The sequence below is a fragment of the Arcanobacterium phocae genome, from assembly GCF_900105865.1.
Classification (GTDB): Bacteria; Actinomycetota; Actinomycetes; order Actinomycetales; family Actinomycetaceae; genus Arcanobacterium; species Arcanobacterium phocae.
In genome coordinates, this window is the sequence record NZ_LT629804.1 from 951,039 (window position 1) to 966,691 (window position 15,653).

15 protein-coding genes and 1 tRNA gene are annotated in these 15,653 nt (G+C 52.4%); 12 read left to right on the forward strand and 4 right to left on the reverse strand.

Translation table 11 applies throughout. From position 1 onward, the window contains the following. Positions 1-38 precede the first annotated feature (38 nt). Positions 39-1,217, forward strand: coding sequence for a UDP-N-acetylmuramate dehydrogenase (locus BLT51_RS04100; protein ID WP_091280221.1), 1,179 nt, complete (start codon positions 39-41; stop codon positions 1,215-1,217). Here BLT51_RS04100 and BLT51_RS04105 read toward each other — a convergent pair. From BLT51_RS04105 to BLT51_RS04115, 3 genes are read right to left on the reverse strand one after another with little or no spacing between them, the layout of a single operon-like run. Further along, complete coding sequence (locus BLT51_RS04105; protein WP_091280222.1) at positions 1,214-1,870, reverse strand: lipase family protein; 657 nt, start codon at positions 1,868-1,870, stop codon at positions 1,214-1,216. The two genes, BLT51_RS04100 and BLT51_RS04105, sit on opposite strands and share 4 nt — an antisense overlap. Further along, positions 1,867-2,715: an alpha/beta fold hydrolase gene (locus BLT51_RS04110; protein WP_172801317.1), complete on the reverse strand. Its 849-nt coding sequence runs from the start codon at positions 2,713-2,715 to the stop codon at positions 1,867-1,869. Before BLT51_RS04110 ends, BLT51_RS04105 begins: the two co-directional genes overlap by 4 nt. Beyond that, positions 2,699-3,742 (reverse strand): adenosine deaminase, encoded by a 1,044-nt coding sequence (locus tag BLT51_RS04115; RefSeq protein ID WP_091280225.1) that lies wholly within the window; start codon positions 3,740-3,742, stop codon positions 2,699-2,701. The genes BLT51_RS04110 and BLT51_RS04115 overlap by 17 nt, the downstream gene beginning before the upstream one ends. Before the next feature lie 111 nt (positions 3,743-3,853). Here BLT51_RS04115 and BLT51_RS04120 point away from each other — a divergent pair, with 111 nt between their 5' ends. Then, a complete protein-coding gene (locus tag BLT51_RS04120; RefSeq protein WP_091280227.1) occupies positions 3,854-5,116 on the forward strand; it encodes a phosphotransferase in 1,263 nt (420 codons plus the stop codon). 251 nt (positions 5,117-5,367) lie between these two features. After that, positions 5,368-5,535 carry a hypothetical protein gene (locus tag BLT51_RS09065; protein ID WP_157672894.1) on the forward strand — a complete coding sequence of 56 codons (168 nt, stop codon included), beginning with the start codon at positions 5,368-5,370 and terminating at the stop codon, positions 5,533-5,535. 76 nt (positions 5,536-5,611) lie between these two features. Here BLT51_RS09065 and BLT51_RS04125 read toward each other — a convergent pair whose 3' ends face one another. Continuing rightward, entirely contained in the window at positions 5,612-6,817 is a 1,206-nt protein-coding gene (locus BLT51_RS04125; protein WP_091280229.1) for a pyridoxal phosphate-dependent aminotransferase, read from the reverse strand. Between the two features lie 200 nt (positions 6,818-7,017). Between BLT51_RS04125 and BLT51_RS04130 the strand changes: the two genes are divergently transcribed. The 9 genes from BLT51_RS04130 (at position 7,018) to rpoB (ending at position 15,624) form a co-directional block, all read left to right on the forward strand. Then, positions 7,018-7,090: transfer RNA gene (locus BLT51_RS04130), tRNA-Trp, on the forward strand. A gap of 54 nt (positions 7,091-7,144) precedes the next feature. Further along, positions 7,145-7,390, forward strand: a complete 246-nt coding sequence (gene secE / locus BLT51_RS04135; protein ID WP_091280231.1) for a preprotein translocase subunit SecE — start codon at positions 7,145-7,147, stop codon at positions 7,388-7,390. Between the two features lie 33 nt (positions 7,391-7,423). Beyond that, entirely contained in the window at positions 7,424-8,251 is an 828-nt protein-coding gene (gene nusG / locus BLT51_RS04140; protein WP_091280232.1) for a transcription termination/antitermination protein NusG, read from the forward strand. Positions 8,252-8,371: 120 nt separating this feature from the next. Continuing rightward, complete coding sequence (gene rplK / locus BLT51_RS04145; protein WP_091280234.1) at positions 8,372-8,806, forward strand: 50S ribosomal protein L11; 435 nt, start codon at positions 8,372-8,374, stop codon at positions 8,804-8,806. 105 nt (positions 8,807-8,911) lie between these two features. Further along, positions 8,912-9,616 (forward strand): 50S ribosomal protein L1, encoded by a 705-nt coding sequence (gene rplA, locus BLT51_RS04150; RefSeq protein WP_091280236.1) that lies wholly within the window; start codon positions 8,912-8,914, stop codon positions 9,614-9,616. A gap of 130 nt (positions 9,617-9,746) precedes the next feature. Next, a complete protein-coding gene (gene udk, locus BLT51_RS04155; RefSeq protein WP_091280237.1) occupies positions 9,747-10,424 on the forward strand; it encodes a uridine kinase in 678 nt (225 codons plus the stop codon). Between the two features lie 276 nt (positions 10,425-10,700). Then, entirely contained in the window at positions 10,701-11,225 is a 525-nt protein-coding gene (rplJ, locus tag BLT51_RS04160; RefSeq protein ID WP_091280239.1) for a 50S ribosomal protein L10, read from the forward strand. Between the two features lie 65 nt (positions 11,226-11,290). Further along, positions 11,291-11,677, forward strand: a complete 387-nt coding sequence (gene rplL, locus BLT51_RS04165) for a 50S ribosomal protein L7/L12 (RefSeq protein ID WP_091280241.1) — start codon at positions 11,291-11,293, stop codon at positions 11,675-11,677. 482 nt (positions 11,678-12,159) lie between these two features. Continuing rightward, positions 12,160-15,624, forward strand: coding sequence for a DNA-directed RNA polymerase subunit beta (rpoB, locus tag BLT51_RS04170; protein ID WP_091280243.1), 3,465 nt, complete (start codon positions 12,160-12,162; stop codon positions 15,622-15,624). Positions 15,625-15,653: the final 29 nt, after the last annotated feature.

The following is a 15,653-nucleotide window of genomic DNA, read 5'->3' on the forward strand; positions in this document are numbered from 1 at the left end:
TGAGTAGAAAGATTCAGAGGTCACAAGGAGGAAGACCGATGGAGTGTTCTATTACGGAAATGATTGGTCATGGTCCGGTACCACCGGCTGTTCCTTCTTCGCGTGCCCAGTTGGGGGCACAGACCCTCGCACAGCTCACTACGTTCGGCGTTGGCGGCTCGATAGCTAACCTGGTTGAAGCTAGAACTGAAACGGAGATCGTCGAAGCGGTCGCAGCAGCTGACCAACAAGGAATCCCGGTGCTCGTGATCGGCGGTGGCTCTAATATTCTCGCCGCTGATGATGATTTCGCAGGTGTCGTTATTCGCGATATGCGTCATGACATCACAACCACAATGGATGACGGCTGTGGCGGTGGCCAAATGACCGTGACTGCAGGAACTCCGTGGGACGACGTCGTCGTCTACTCCCTTGAACAAGAATGGATGGGGCTCGAAGCTCTCTCTGGCATACCTGGATCTGCCGGGGCAGCTCCAGTCCAAAACATTGGTGCGTACGGACAAGAAGTTGCGGAAACGATTGCATCGTTGCGAGTTTACGATCGCCAACAGCACCGAGTAACAACATTATTCCTCTCTGATCTTGATTTTGGCTATCGGCATTCTTTACTCAAATCATCGATGGTGTCTGGCCCATGGGGTCCCAGCCCCCGGTGGATTGTGCTATCAGTTAATTTCCACATGCGCCGTGCAACCCTAGGTGCGCCCGTGAAATATGGTCAACTTGCCGCAGCTCTCGGTATTGACTTGGGTGAGCGAGCCCCGGCGGTTGACGTTCGTCAGGCAGTTCTGGATCTGCGGCGATCAAAGTCAATGGTGCTTGATGACGCAAATCGCAACACTTATTCGGCCGGATCGTTCTTCACTAATCCGATTTTGACGTCAGCGCAGGCGGAACAGTTACCAGAACAAGCGCCACGGTTCGCCGTAACTGACCACACGACGATTAACCAAATTGGTGGTGAACCGACTGTCATTGAGGGGTATGTAAAATCGTCCGCTGCTTGGCTCATTTCACACGCCGGTTTTGATAAAGGTTTTGCGGTGTCTGATCGAGCATCGTTATCGACGGATCATTCATTGGCATTAACTAACCGTGGTCAGGCGTGCGCAGCCGACGTCATCGAACTAGCAAAAACCGTCCGTGACGGCGTGCAAAAGGCATTCGGCGTGAGACTAGTACCAGAGCCGGTATTCGTCGGTCTAAGCCTCGATTAGCGCGCTCTGAGCAGGCGTTTAATACATTCTGCTACATACCGTTGTGTCTCGAGGGTTCCTAGCGGCAAGAAATGTCCTGCACTTGAGAGTCGAATATTGTGAGCGCCAGGAAGATAAGAGCCATTAGGAACGTGTGGGTCCCAGGCAGGAATAAGTGAATATATTCGTTCATCAGTATCCAACGGCTGTGGCGTCACCCCGATGTCGCTGCCCTGCGGGGCTAGCCGACGAACCGCCGAAGTATGTGGGAAAAATCGTGCCAATGACGATCCTTGCCACGGTGTAGCAATCGCAACCATGCCAACGAGTTGGTTAAGTTCGTTGCGATGTGTGAGAACTTCGCGTCCAATAAGACCGCCTTTAGAATGTGCTAACAAGATTACCGGGCCGTTAATTTCCGCGACCCGCCGCAGTAGCATCTGGGCTAGGTCGGAGGTAGGTGCTGTTTGTAGTTTCAGTTCTGGCACATGCACGATTCGGTAGCCCAACCCATTCAACGCCTGGGCCAGCGTCTCAAGTTGCGACTGTCCTTCAAAAATTCCCGGAACTAAAACAACTGTTACCGGGGCCTGGGCGACAGTGCGATAACGACGACGAATTGCTACGCTCCGCACAAACCAAGCGTAGTCGCGTATTCGTTTGCAAATATTCATCGTTCGCACTCGTTGAGAAGAGTTGCAACATAGTGGCTAACTGTTCGGTGGTCGTTATACAACGTAGAATGAGCCGCACCTGGAATCGTGTAAATACTGGCCTGAGAAACCTTACTCGCCAAGTATGACAGCCACTGTTTTGGCGCAAGATAATCGTGCTCACCGCGAATAAAAACAAATCGCGCGTCTGGACTGGACGCTGTGATTCGTTCCTCGATGGGGTAGGCCAATACGCGTGGCATAATGCGTGCCATCCACACTGTGGCTGCCCGCAGATACGACCATACGGCGATATGGACAAGCGAGGGTCGTTCGAACACTGATGATTGAGCATATCGCGCTACCACCCATGCGGGATTGCGTTCGACGACGTTCACCGGGGGACCCACCAGTGCCGCTCGGCGGAATTTCTCTGGCCGACTGGCAAGCAGTTCGACGACGATCTGTGCGCCCATCGAATGACCAACAAAAATTGGGTCTGAAATACCGTTCAGCTCTAATACGGCGTCAATTATTTTCGCAAAATCACCGATTGCTAGCGGTTTCTCAGGAGCGGGTAGGTCTCCGAAACCGGGTAGGTCTGCCATGAGGACTTCGCCAAAATGGCTCAGTTCCTCAGCAAGCGGCAACAGGTATGTGGCTGACAACCCGATACCGTGGACCAGAACAAATGTCACTCGATGGTCGCCCGGCCGATCGAGGTCGATCCGATTGAGTCCGGGAGCAGGTGCGCCAAGTCGGTGAACCCGAACAAATGATGACCCGATCTTCACCAATGCGCGTTGTGGAACCGGTAGCGGACTATCTGTTACGAAGTTATTGAACCGATCAGGCTTTAGTCGCATCGGTGTCTCCATCAGGCATAGCCAGCCAGGCATCGACGTCGTCATGCCACTGGCTCTTGGCCTGTTCGCTCGCCAGCGATGCGCTAATGGACGAATGCGCTAATAATGCCAGCTCATAATCGTCAAACCCAAGATCGCGTGCAATCTGATATTGAGCCGTTAAGCGCGATAAGAACAACAACGGATCGTCAGCTCCCAACGCTACTTGGGCTCCGGCGTCGAGAAGCGTACGTAACGGAACATCATCCTTATGGCCGTAAACGCCCAGCGATACATTTGAGGCGGGGCACACCTCGAACGCAATTCCAGCATCAACGATGCGTGCCAACAATTCCGGATCCTCTGCTGCGCGAACGCCATGACCTAACCGAGCTGGGCGTAGGTGTGCCACGACTTCTCGCAAATGATCCGGCCCAAGTAGCTCGCCACCATGAGGAACAGCAGCCAGCCCAGCTCGGCGGGCAATATTGAATGCGGCCGACCATTCCGACGTCTTTCCGCGGCGTTCGTCATTGCTCAACCCGAAACCGACAACTTGGCCGGGGCCATCACCGGCATGTTTTGCTGCTAGGCGAGCTAACGTACGTGCCTCTAACGGGTGACGGATACGCGAAGCAGCAACAATAACACCAACCTCAATACCAACGTCGCGAGACGCTGACTTAGCCTCATCCAACACGATCTCTAACGCTGGGGTAATACCGCCAACAAATGGAGCATATGATGTGGGGTCAATCTGGATCTCCAACCGGCGCGAGCCTTCAGCTTTATCATCTTCGGTAGCTTCGCGCACAATCCGGCGCATAGCCGGTTCGCTGCGCACGACTTTACGTGCCGCATCGTAGGAGCGCTGAAAACGAAACCAGCCCCGCTGATCAGCTGGCACGTGTAGTGAAACGTTGTCCGTCAGATTTTCTGGCAGGCGCAGTCCTTGTTCCCGAGCCATATCGGCTAATGTTGATACGCGCATGGAGCCGGTGAAGTGCAGATGAAGATGTGCTTTAGGAAGGGCATTAAGGTCTCGCATATGCCAAGTCTGCCAGCGTACCGGTGTCCTTTCAATGCGCCAGAGTGTGAAACTGTGCGGGCCGGGTTTTAACGTTGGACTTCGCGGTGTGGCTTCTCTATAAATGGTTACGTGACTATTCCGTCTACCCGTGTCTCGAATCGGCGGCAACGCGCCGCCCATGAACGTACCGTTTTAGCCTTGTTAACTGGTGGCGACGCGGCACAGATGCTGTCAGTTGCGTTAGCTCATCGGGGGATAGTGCGGTCGTGGAATGTGCATGCCATTCATCATCGTCCCGGAGCTGGCGTTTCAGTTGGTTACAGCGTGGTGTTGGATCATAACGACGACGGTTGCGTAAGACGGACTGATACCTACGTGGTGGCTACGTCCGGGCGAATTAACGAAGACCGGCTCGATGAGGTAGATGGCCGGACGGTGACGTGGCGAAATGTCCGAGTGCACGTGTGGGAACATCCTTACGATCCGGAACTTCCTGCACTCGAGTTGGCCTGCAACCCAGATCAGCTCGATGACTGGTTAGGTCGAGAAACAGACACGGAACTGATTGCGTATCGTCCCACTCGCCGGGCCGTGGTGCGGATTGACGACGTCGATGGTGGCGCCGTCCATTGGGCGAAGGTGATGCGACCCGATCAGATTGATGGGATTGTGACTCGCCTAAGGATGCTCGAGCGTGCTGGAACGCCTGCTCCGGTTGTGCAGGATGTTGATCCGCGTGGGTTGATCGTAACCACGGATCTGTCTGGACTTGCACTAAACAAGGTCTACGCCCGGGTCGAGCCACAGCATATCGGAACAATGCGGGGAGTGCTTGATTCCCTGGCAGCTACTCTCGATTCGTTACCGATGGTTGCCATCGGATTACCGGCGCGGCCAGCGTGGGCAGACCGGTGTGAGCATTATGCCGAGGCTGCGGTTACCGTTTTGCCACAAGAGGAGCAACGGATACGGGACCTTACTCGCCAGATTCGCCACGAACTAGATCATGCAGATTTAGGGCCGCTCGTGCCTACTCACGGCGATTTTTATGAGGCGAATATTTTTGTTGATCCAAGGACAGGGTACGTTTCTGGGATTTTGGATGTGGATAGTTTAGGCCCTGGATACCGAGTTCATGATTGGGGATGCTTACTGGGGCATATGTCGGTGCTTCCCGGGTTAGCACCTCAGACCTATCAGCATATTGACCCACTACTGGCTGATTGGACGCAGCGGGTGGCGCGTTGGGTTGATCCGCAGGCCTTGGGTGCTTCGGCTGCTGGTGTGGTGCTTTCATTGGTTGCCGGTGCCCGGCGCTCGCGGAAGAGGAACTGGCAGGCTGAGGCACTGTTTCGGATTGAAGTTGCCGAAAAATGGTTAAGCCAAAGATAGTCATCTGTCAAGATCTAAGTATGTGATAGGTGTGAGAAATCCCATTCTTTAGTGATTTGGTGATAACATACTGTCATACGTTATTTCAGGTAAATATCGAAAGACGTATAGAAAACTCTGATTCCAAAAGAGGAGCGTTCCGTGGAGAACAATGCCATAACATCTTCTAAGATTCCGATGCGCCAGTCGCAACAATTGTATTTCGGCTTTATCTTGGCTTTGTTCAGTGTTCCGCTGTTTTCACAGTAGTTTTGCCGTTCAGTGCGATTATTGTTTCGCGCAAGGAGCGCCAGGCTAACCCAGAGTCGTTACCATCTGCTGGTGGGCTGTACCTTGGAACATTTACGTTGATCGCTGGACTGATTTTGGCTGGTGTGATTCTTTTCCGATTACTTAGTGCCCTGGTCTATCCAGGCTAGTAGCTGTTTTACATGCACATTGCCGGGAGAACACCTGTTCTCCCGGCAACTTTTCGCTGTTGAGGTGCTTGTCTCGTTAAGCAAATAGTTCTTGTAATCTGCGGGCGCCGGCGACGAGGTCGTCGTCGGCAAGCGCATAGGAAAATCGCAGATAACCGGGCGCTCCGAAGGCTTCGCCGGGAACGACGGCTACTTCGGCTTCTTCTAAAATAAGTTCGGCAAGTTCAGCCGAAGTCTGTGCGACTTTGCCGCGAATTTCCTTACCAAGTAACGCTTCAACGTTAGGGAACACGTAGAATGCGCCGGTAGGCTGGGGGACAACAAAGCCATCAATCTCGCGAAGCATGGCAACCAGCGTCTGCCGACGGTGATCGAAAGCTTCTTTCATTGGAGCGAGTATGCTTTGATCGCCGGTGAGTGCGGCGATGGCGGCACGCTGGGAGACGTTTGAGACGTTGGACGTAACATGGGATTGGAAGTTGGCTGCTTTCTTGATGACGTCGGAGGGGCCATACATCCAACCCACGCGCCAACCAGTCATGGCATAGGACTTGGCAACGCCGTTGACGACGATGGTCTGGTCGGCGAGCTCTGGCACAACCTTTAGTAGGTAGGACATCTCACCTTCATAGACGAGCTTTTCGTAGATCTCATCGGTGATGATCCAGATACCGTTAGCCAGTGCCCACTGGCCGATGTTACGTAGTTCGTCAGCCGTGTAGACGGCACCGGTTGGGTTCGATGGTGAACACATGAGCAGAACCTTGGTGCGGTCAGTCAGTGCCGCATCGAGTTGTGCGGTGGTGACTTTGTAATCTTGGTCTGGACCGGCAAATACTTCGACGACGGTGCCGCCACACAGTCGGATAGCTTCGGGGTAGGTGGTCCAGTAAGGGGCAGGCAAAATTACTTCATCGCCGTCGGAGACCAGCGCAGCGAAGGCTTGGAATACGGCTTGCTTACCGCCGTTTGTGACGATGATGTTTGCGGGATCAACAGTGATATCGGAATCAGCTTTGGCACGGTCTGCGATAGCTTGGCGTAACTCCGGTAGACCTGCGGCTGGGGTGTATTTATGGTTCTTCGGGTCTTGGGCTGCGGCTACAGCCGCATCGACGACGTGAGCTGGTGTTGGAAAGTTCGGTTCGCCGGCGCCGAAGCCGATAACGGGTTTGCCAGCGGCTTTGAGTGCCTTAGCCTTGGCGTCGACGGCGAGGGTGGCGGATGGCTGGAGTGCTCCCAGACGGACAGAAACGCGACTGCGTGTGGTTGTTTGTGTCATACGTCCTATGGTGGCATGAATACGGCTTGATGTCACCTAATGGAGCTGTGGAAAATAGGGGTTGAGATAATAAATGTGTTGTTAATTACATGCAGAATATTGTGCAGAACGCAAATGCCAAGTAAAGTAGGGGGAGTTGTGGAACGCATACGAGCGTTAGCATGCATTGACATGTGAACGAATCGGGCATTCCTCCCCATAGGGTAGTGGCGCAATTGGTAGCGCACCGGTCTCCAAAACCGGCGGTTGTGGGTTCGAGTCCCTCCTGCCCTGCTAAGAAGGCGGCCCACAAGGGCCGTTTTCCACATTTACCGAGAGGATTAAGAAGTGAGCCAGGCTTCCGCGTCTAGTCACGGCAATAAGCCAGCGAAATCAGAATCGCGTGGCTTCTTTGCTCGAATCGTACAGTTTTTCCGTGAAGTGTTTGTGGAGCTGAAGAAAGTTCAGCGTCCTACACGTTCAGAGTTGTGGAAGCTTTTCCTCACAGTCGTTTTCTTCGTTGCTGTTGTGATGGCATTCGTTGCGGCGATTGATCTGGTGTTTGCTCAACTTGTACTCTTAATTTTCAGCTGACGCTAAGTTCCGGATTGTTTGAAAGCAGGAAATATGTCTGAGGAAAAGCTCGACAACACAATTGGTAATCCAGTTTTTTCCGATGCCGCCCCAGAGCAGGTATCGGAAGACGTTCTGCCTTCCGAAGATGAGGTGTTGGAATCGTCGGTGGTTGAAGAGACAGTGGCAGAAATCGCGGCAGATGCTGAGCAGCCTGTTATCGAAGAATCCGTGCCAGCCCAACCAGCTGGTGAAGCTGAAGAATCAGTAGTTACTGAGGAAATGGTTCGAGCAAAGCTCAAAGGGCTACCAGGCCGTTGGTATGTTCTTCATACCTATGCTGGCTATGAAAAGCGCGTTAAGCGTGATATCGAAACTCGTATGCATTCCTTGGACATGGAAGACTACATCTTCCAGATTGAAGTTCCAATGGAAGAGGTTTTCGAAGTTAAGAAGGGGCAGCGCAAGCTCATTTCGCGAGTCCGGATCCCAGGCTACGCACTCATTCGTATGAAGATGACGGATGATTCGTGGCGAGTCGTGCAAGAGACTAACGGCGTAACTGGATTCGTTGGCAATGGGCGAAACCCAGTTGCATTGTTGCCGGATGAAGTTGTGCAAATGCTCACTCCGGTTGTGGAGAAAGAAGCAGCTGTTGCTGCGGAAACCGCTGGCGCACAAGTCGGAACTGTGGGTCTTACTCTTGAGGTTGAATACTCTGTTGGTGAGACAGTGACACTGACCACTGAGCCTTGGGTTGGAATGCCAGCTACAATTTCTGACGTTGATGCGGTCAACCAGAGATTGACTGTTCTCATGACGCTTGTCGGCCAGGAAACCCCGGTCGATTTGTCCTTCGGTCAAGTTAAGAAGATGGACTGACTACATGCCAGTCAGCGTTGTGTGGCTTAATCTCCACATCACAACGGTCGTATTAACCGATGCGAAGGCACCCGTCGTCGTTGCCAGGCGGCGGTAAGAAAATAGAAAAGAAGGATCAAAATGCCACCGAAGAAGAAGGTTGCCGGTCTGATCAAGCTCCAGATTCAAGCTGGAATGGCCACCCCGGCTCCGCCGATCGGCCCAGCACTGGGTCAGCACGGCGTTAACATTGTGGAATTCACCAAGGCATACAATGCTGCAACTGAATCCATGCGTGGAAACATCGTCCCAGTTGAGATTACGGTTTACGAAGATCGTTCGTTCACCTTTATCACCAAGACTCCACCAGCTGCTGAACTCATTAAGAAGGCTGCCGGTATTAAGAAGGGCTCTGGAGTTCCACACACCAACAAGGTCGCACACTTGACTGCAGACCAGTTGCGTGAAATCGCTAAGACCAAGGAACCAGACCTTAACGCCAACGATATCGACAACGCTGCACGCATTATTGCCGGCACTGCTCGTTCGATGGGCGTAACAACCGACGAGATCTGAGAATCTCAAACCGCTCATCCGAGCAACTGATGATGCCACTCATGGCATCGTGGTAGGGCCCGAGCGGGCTCGTTCCCCACAACTGCTGACAAGGAGAAAAGCAGAATGGCAAAGCGCTCAAAGAATTACCGTAAGGCTGCTGAGCTCATCCAGGCTGGAGAAATTTACACTCCTGCTGAAGCGATCGAGCTAGCACAAAAGACATCTGTCACCAAGTTCCCATCTACCGTTGAGGTTATGTACCGCCTCGGTGTTGATCCGCGTAAAGCAGATCAGATGGTTCGCGGCACTGTTAACCTTCCTCATGGAACTGGTAAGACAGCTCGCGTTATCGTGTTCGCTGTTGGTGACAAGGCTCAGGCCGCTATTGACGCCGGTGCTGACGAAGTCGGTGGCGACGAGCTCATCGAAAAGGTCGCAGGTGGCTGGACCGATTTCGATGCTGCTGTCGCAACACCAGATATGATGGGTAAGGTCGGCCGTTTGGGTCGCGTCCTTGGTCCACGTGGTTTGATGCCGAACCCTAAGACTGGCACCGTAACCATGGACACCGCTAAGGCTGTTAATGACATCAAGGGTGGACGTATTGAGTTCCGTGTTGATAAGCATGGCAACCTTGCCTTCATCGTTGGTAACACGTCATTCACCAGCGAGCAGCTTCTCGAGAATTTCAACGCTGCTCATGATGAGATCATGCGTTTGAAGCCTGCTTCGGCAAAGGGTCGCTACTTGCTCAAGGCTACTATTTCCACCACTATGGGTCCTGGCATCCGTATTGATGCTACTAAGGGCGCAGTAACGGAAGCCTGATCTATCAGAAGCTTGACAGTCGGTAGTGTCATGACTGTTTAAATAAGCGCGGAACCGCACTTGGTTCCGCGCTTATTTTATGACATAGCTTGGTTAACCAGCTGTTTTTGGGACTACTTACCTCGTTTTTATGGCAAATACGCGGTACTATGTGGAACAGAAATACGGTCGTCTAGAGGGGAATCCTGTGGGTAAGTCCTTAGTTATTGGTATTGCCGGTGGTACGGGTAGTGGAAAAACTACCCTGACTCGTGCTATTGAGTCGCGGTTTGCACCGCACGCCTCCGTGATTTTCCATGATTCGTATTATCACGCCCATGATGAGCTGAGCTTTTCAGAACGCGAACAACTTAACTACGATCATCCGGACTCTTTCGATAATGATCTTCTCGTTCGACACATGGAGACCTTGCTAGCAGGTCATGCTATTGAAGCACCGGTTTACGATTATGCTCACCATAACCGGGCACCCCAGACACAACATATTGACCCGGCCCCTGTTTTATTGCTCGAAGGTATTCTTATCTTTGCAGAGCCAAGGCTATGCGACTTGTGTGACGTGAAGATCTTTGTAGATACCGATGCGGATGTGCGTATTTTGCGCCGAATCAAGCGCGACGTCATCGAACGTGGACGTTCCCTCGAGTCTGTTGAGGCACAGTACCTGGAAACCGTCAAGCCAATGCATGAATTATTCGTCGAACCTTCGAAGAGGCAGGCCGATCTCATCGTGCCAGAAGGTGGACATAATCTTGTGGCACTTGATATGTTGGTTCACCGCATCGAAGGGGAGCTGAAAGAACTCTAGTAGTGGCAGAGCATACGGGTGGTCAAAATGTTGGACCGCTCACTGATATAAATTATCTCTTGCTAAATTTAGCTAATCAACGTAGTCTACTAATTGCCCAAGACCGCAGGTCGCCTGAAATTTTCAGGGCAAAGTTCGCACGGCGAAGCCCGCGTAGGTGAGAAAGACAGCAGTATTCTGCTCACGTCCTCATGCCTGCGCATGAGGATTTTTTGTATCTACAAGGTTTCGCGATGTTGAATTTCCGGCTGCGGCATTCAATCGGAAGGAGGTCCCATGGCACGGACCGACAAGTCTGCAGCGATCGCAGAACTTACTGAGCTGTTCTCAGGTTCTACGGCCGTTCTCGTAACTGAGTACCGTGGACTGACTGTTGCACAGATGAAGACTCTTCGTCGTGCAATGGGTCAGGAAGCCACATACGTTGTTGCGAAGAACACCCTCGCTCGCATCGCGGCTAAGGCAGCCGGCGTCGAAGGACTCGACGACGCGCTCACTGGCCCGACTGCACTGGCATTCGTCACCGGTGACATCGCTTCCGCAGCTAAAGCAGTAAAGAATTTCGCTAAAGAAAACCCGGCACTTATTATCAAGGCTGGCGTTCTTGAAGGCGCTCTTCTCGCTGCTGAAGATGTTTCGAAGCTCGCCGATCTCGAATCTCGCGAGGTCCTTTTGGCCAAGGCCGCCGGAGCTCTCAAGGCTTCGCTGCAAAAGGCTGCATTTGTTTTCAACGCACCGGCAACCAAGCTGGTACGCACCGTCGACGCACTACGTGCGAAGCAAGAAGAAGCTGCTGCCTGACGGTAGCTGCGTAACTCAATTAATTTAAACTGCCTCACACGTAGGCAAAGGAAGGTAGGCCAATCATGGCTAAGCTCACTGCTGAAGAGCTCATCGAAGCTTTCAAGGAGCTCACCCTTGTTGAGCTCAACGACTTCGTTAAGAAGTTCGAAGAAGAATTCGACGTCGAAGCTGCTGCTCCAGTTGCAGTTGCTGCTGCAGCACCAGCTGCAGGTGGCGCCGCTGAAGCTGCTGAAGAGAAGGACGAATTTGACGTCATTCTCGAAGCTGCTGGCGACAAGAAGATTGCAGTCATCAAGGAGGTGCGCGCTCTTACCTCCCTCGGTCTGAAGGAAGCTAAGGACCTCGTCGATGGCGCTCCAAAGCCAGTTCTCGAAGGTGTTAACAAGGAAACCGCTGAGAAGGCTAAGGAACAGCTCGAAGGCGCTGGCGCAACCGTCACCCTTAAGTGATTCACGCGGCTTAGTCCGCAATCATGTTATAAAACTTGTTGGTTAATCACCAGCGGTTGAGATGATCCCCCAAACGTTATCGTTTGGGGGATCTCTTTATTTCGGGAGGGGATAAGCGAGATCGAGTAGGGGTCAAAGCAGCTACCCGTGTCTACTTGCATCTGGATAAAAAGTATGGGAGAGTTTTCGCGTTGAGAATTTTACTCAGCCCTTTGGATAGATCGATGAGTCTGTGTAGAGCGCGACTGCCACATAGTTTTTCGAGGATCGTTCATTGGTATATAGGAGTCGTGACCCCTTCCACACTGGTTCGGGGTAGACTTTTTTACGTGTCAAAGGTAAATTAGAAACTTGCGTGGCTTGCCTTTTGGCTACCATTTTTCCTTGAAAATAACACGCTTTACTGGCAATTCCGGCAAAGTGGTGGTAGTTGGAAGACGAATCACGCATATCCCTTACCAGAACCCAGGGAAGGATCACCTTTGGCTGTGCATAGCACCCCTACGCCCACAGTTGTGAATGGCAAATTAGTTTCTGACCGTGTTTCGTTTGCAAAGATCTACGAACCACTGTCAGTCCCAGACCTACTCGGCCTCCAGACGTCCAGCTACGGCTGGCTTATTGGCTCTGACGAATGGCGTGAAAACGCTGCAGAAGGCGAGAAGTCTGGTCTTGAAGAAATTTTTGACGAAGTATCTCCAATTGAGAACACTGCTGGTACGATGGGACTTGTCCTGTCGCAGCCGCACCTCGAAGAGGAGAAAGCTTCAATTGCAGAGTGTAAAGAGAAGGATCTCACCTACTCTGCAGCTCTCTACGTAACCGCTGAATTCCAGAATTATGAAACCGGCGAAATCAAGTCGCAGACCACCTTTATTGGTGATTTTCCGTTGATGACACCGCAAGGTACCTTCATTATTAACGGTACCGAGCGTGTTGTTGTCTCCCAGTTGGTACGTTCCCCTGGCGTGTATTTTGAGCGTACAGCGGATAAGACCTCGGATAAATATATTTACTCAACCAAAGTCATCCCATCACGCGGTGCGTGGCTTGAGTTCGAAATTGATAAGCGCGATTCCGTTGGTGTACGTGTTGATCGTAAGCGTAAGCAGTCAGCTACCGTCTTCCTCAAGGCTCTGGGTATGTCTGAAGCTGAGATTCGCGAAGAGTTCAAGGACTTCCCGATTCTCCTGGACACCTTGGATAAAGATACGGTGAAGACTCAAGAAGAAGCTCTCCAAGATCTTTACCGCAAGTTGCGTCCGGGTGAGCCGCCGACAGCCGAAGCTGGACGTGCGTTGATCAATAACTTCTACCACAACCCAAAGCGCTACGATATGGCGAAAGTGGGCCGTTATAAGGTCAACAAGAAGCTCGGAACTGAGATTGAATCAGATCAGCGTCAGCTTCAGCTCCAAGATGTAACTGCCACCTTGCGTTACCTTCTTGCATTGCACGCCAACGAAACATCCATTGCGACCGTTGAAGGTGGCAAGGAAGTTCCGGTTGAAACTGACGATATTGATCACTTCGGTAACCGTCGCATTCGCGCTGTCGGCGAATTGATTCAGAACCAGGTTCGTACCGGTCTGGCACGTCTTGATCGTATGGTTCGCGAACGTATGACGACGCAAGAAGCTGAAGCGATCACGCCGTCGTCGTTGATCAATATTCGTCCGATTGTTGCTGCTATCAAGGAGTTCTTCGGAACATCTCAGCTATCGCAGTTCATGGATCAAAACAACCCATTGGCTGGTTTGACACACAAGCGTCGTCTCTCAGCTCTTGGTCCTGGTGGTCTTTCGCGTGACCGTGCCTCGATGGAAGTCCGAGACGTTCACCCATCGCACTACGGCCGTATGTGCCCAATTGAAACTCCAGAAGGTCCAAATATTGGTTTGATCGGTTCGTTAGCAACCTATGGCCGTGTTAATGCTTTCGGTTTCATCGAAACCCCGTACCGTAAGGTCGTTGATGGCAAGGTAACCGACCAAATTGATTACCTAGACGCCGCTGATGAAGATCGCTATAACGTTGCACAGGCTTCGGCACCAATGGATGAGAACGGCCACTTCCTCGAAGAAGAAGTCCTAGTTCGACTACCAGGCGGTGAACCGGCACTTGTTCCAGCTGATGAAGTTGGCTACATGGACGTTTCCGCTCGTCAGATGGTTTCAGTTGGTACTGCGGCTATTCCATTCTTGGAGCACGACGACGCTAACCGCGCGCTCATGGGTGCTAACATGCAACGCCAGGCGGTTCCATTGATCCGTCCAGTAGCGCCATATGTTGGTACCGGCATCGAAGCGCGTGCCGCAGTCGACGCTGGCGAAGTGATCGTCGCTAAAGCTGCTGGTGTTGTTACTGAAGTTTCTGCAGACGTCGTTCACGTAGAAGAAGACGATGGTACTCATCGCGTATACAAACTGTTGAAGTTTGAGCGTTCCAACCCGGGCAACTGTACAAACCAAATCGTTCGCGTCTGCGAAGGGGACCGCGTCGAAAAGGGCTCGCTCATTGCTGACGGACCGGCAACTGACGGTGGCGAACTTGCTCTTGGACAAAACCTTCTCGTCGCATTTATGGCGTGGAACGGTTACAACTACGAGGACGCTATTATCGTCTCGCAGCGTTGCCAGTCTGAGGACTTATTGACCTCGATTCACATCGAAGAGCACGAAGTTGATGCTCGCGATACCAAGCTTGGACCCGAAGAAATCACCCGCGATATTCCGAATGTCGGTGAAGATATGCTGGCTCACCTCGATGACCGTGGCATTATCCGCATCGGTGCAGAGGTTTCTGCCGGCGATATTCTCGTGGGTAAGATTACGCCAAAAGGCGAAACAGAGTTGACCTCAGAAGAGCGTCTGCTGCGTGCTATCTTCGGTGAAAAGGCCAAGGAAGTACGTGATACGTCGCTACGGGTACCACACGGTGAATCCGGTATTGTCATTGGTGTTAAGGAATTCTCTTCCGAAAACCATGACGAACTTGCCGCTGATGTTCGCCAGACCGTTCGTGTCCATATCGCACAGCGCCGTAAGATCACTATTGGTGACAAGATGGCTGGACGTCACGGCAACAAGGGTGTTATCTCCCGTATTCTCCCGCTGGAAGACATGCCATTCATGGCAGACGGTACCCCAGTCGATATCGTTTTGAATCCGCTCGGCGTGCCATCACGTATGAACCTCGGCCAGGTATTCGAACTCCACCTCGGCTGGGTTGCTTCTCAAGGATGGGACGCAACTGCGGCACGCGAAGCAGGCGAGCCATGGGCAGTTCGATTGCCAGAACACGCGGTAGTTGGAAAGCGTGACGGCCGCGTTGCTACGCCGGTATTCGACGGTGTTGAATCTGGCGAACTTCGTGGACTATTGGAAAACACGAACCCAAACCGTGATGGTGATCGTTTGATCGGCGCATCTGGTAAGGCGCGGCTGTTTGACGGTCGTACCGGAGATCCGTTCCCAGAGCCAGTGTCTGTTGGCTACATGTACATGCTGAAGTTGCACCACTTGGTTGACGATAAGATCCACGCACGTTCAACTGGTCCATACTCGATGGTTACACAACAGCCATTGGGTGGTAAGGCTCAGTTCGGTGGTCAGCGTTTCGGAGAAATGGAAGTTTGGGCGCTGGAAGCATACGGCGCCGCACATACTTTGCAAGAAATGCTGACAATCAAGTCTGACGATACTGTTGGACGTGTCAAGGTTTACGAAGCAATCGTGAAGGGCGACAACGTCCCTGAGCCAGGTATCCCAGAGTCCTTCAAGGTTTTGGTACAGGAAATGCGTTCCTTGTGCTTGAACGTTGAAGCGCTCGATGCAGCCGGCAACCCGATTAATCTCCAAGATTCCGACGAAGATGCCTTCCGCGCTCCACAAAGTGCTGGCATCACCACTGGTTTGGAAGACATTCAAACCGGTTCGGAACTCTAAAACGTCAGCGAGGTGAGTAGCTTTCGCGC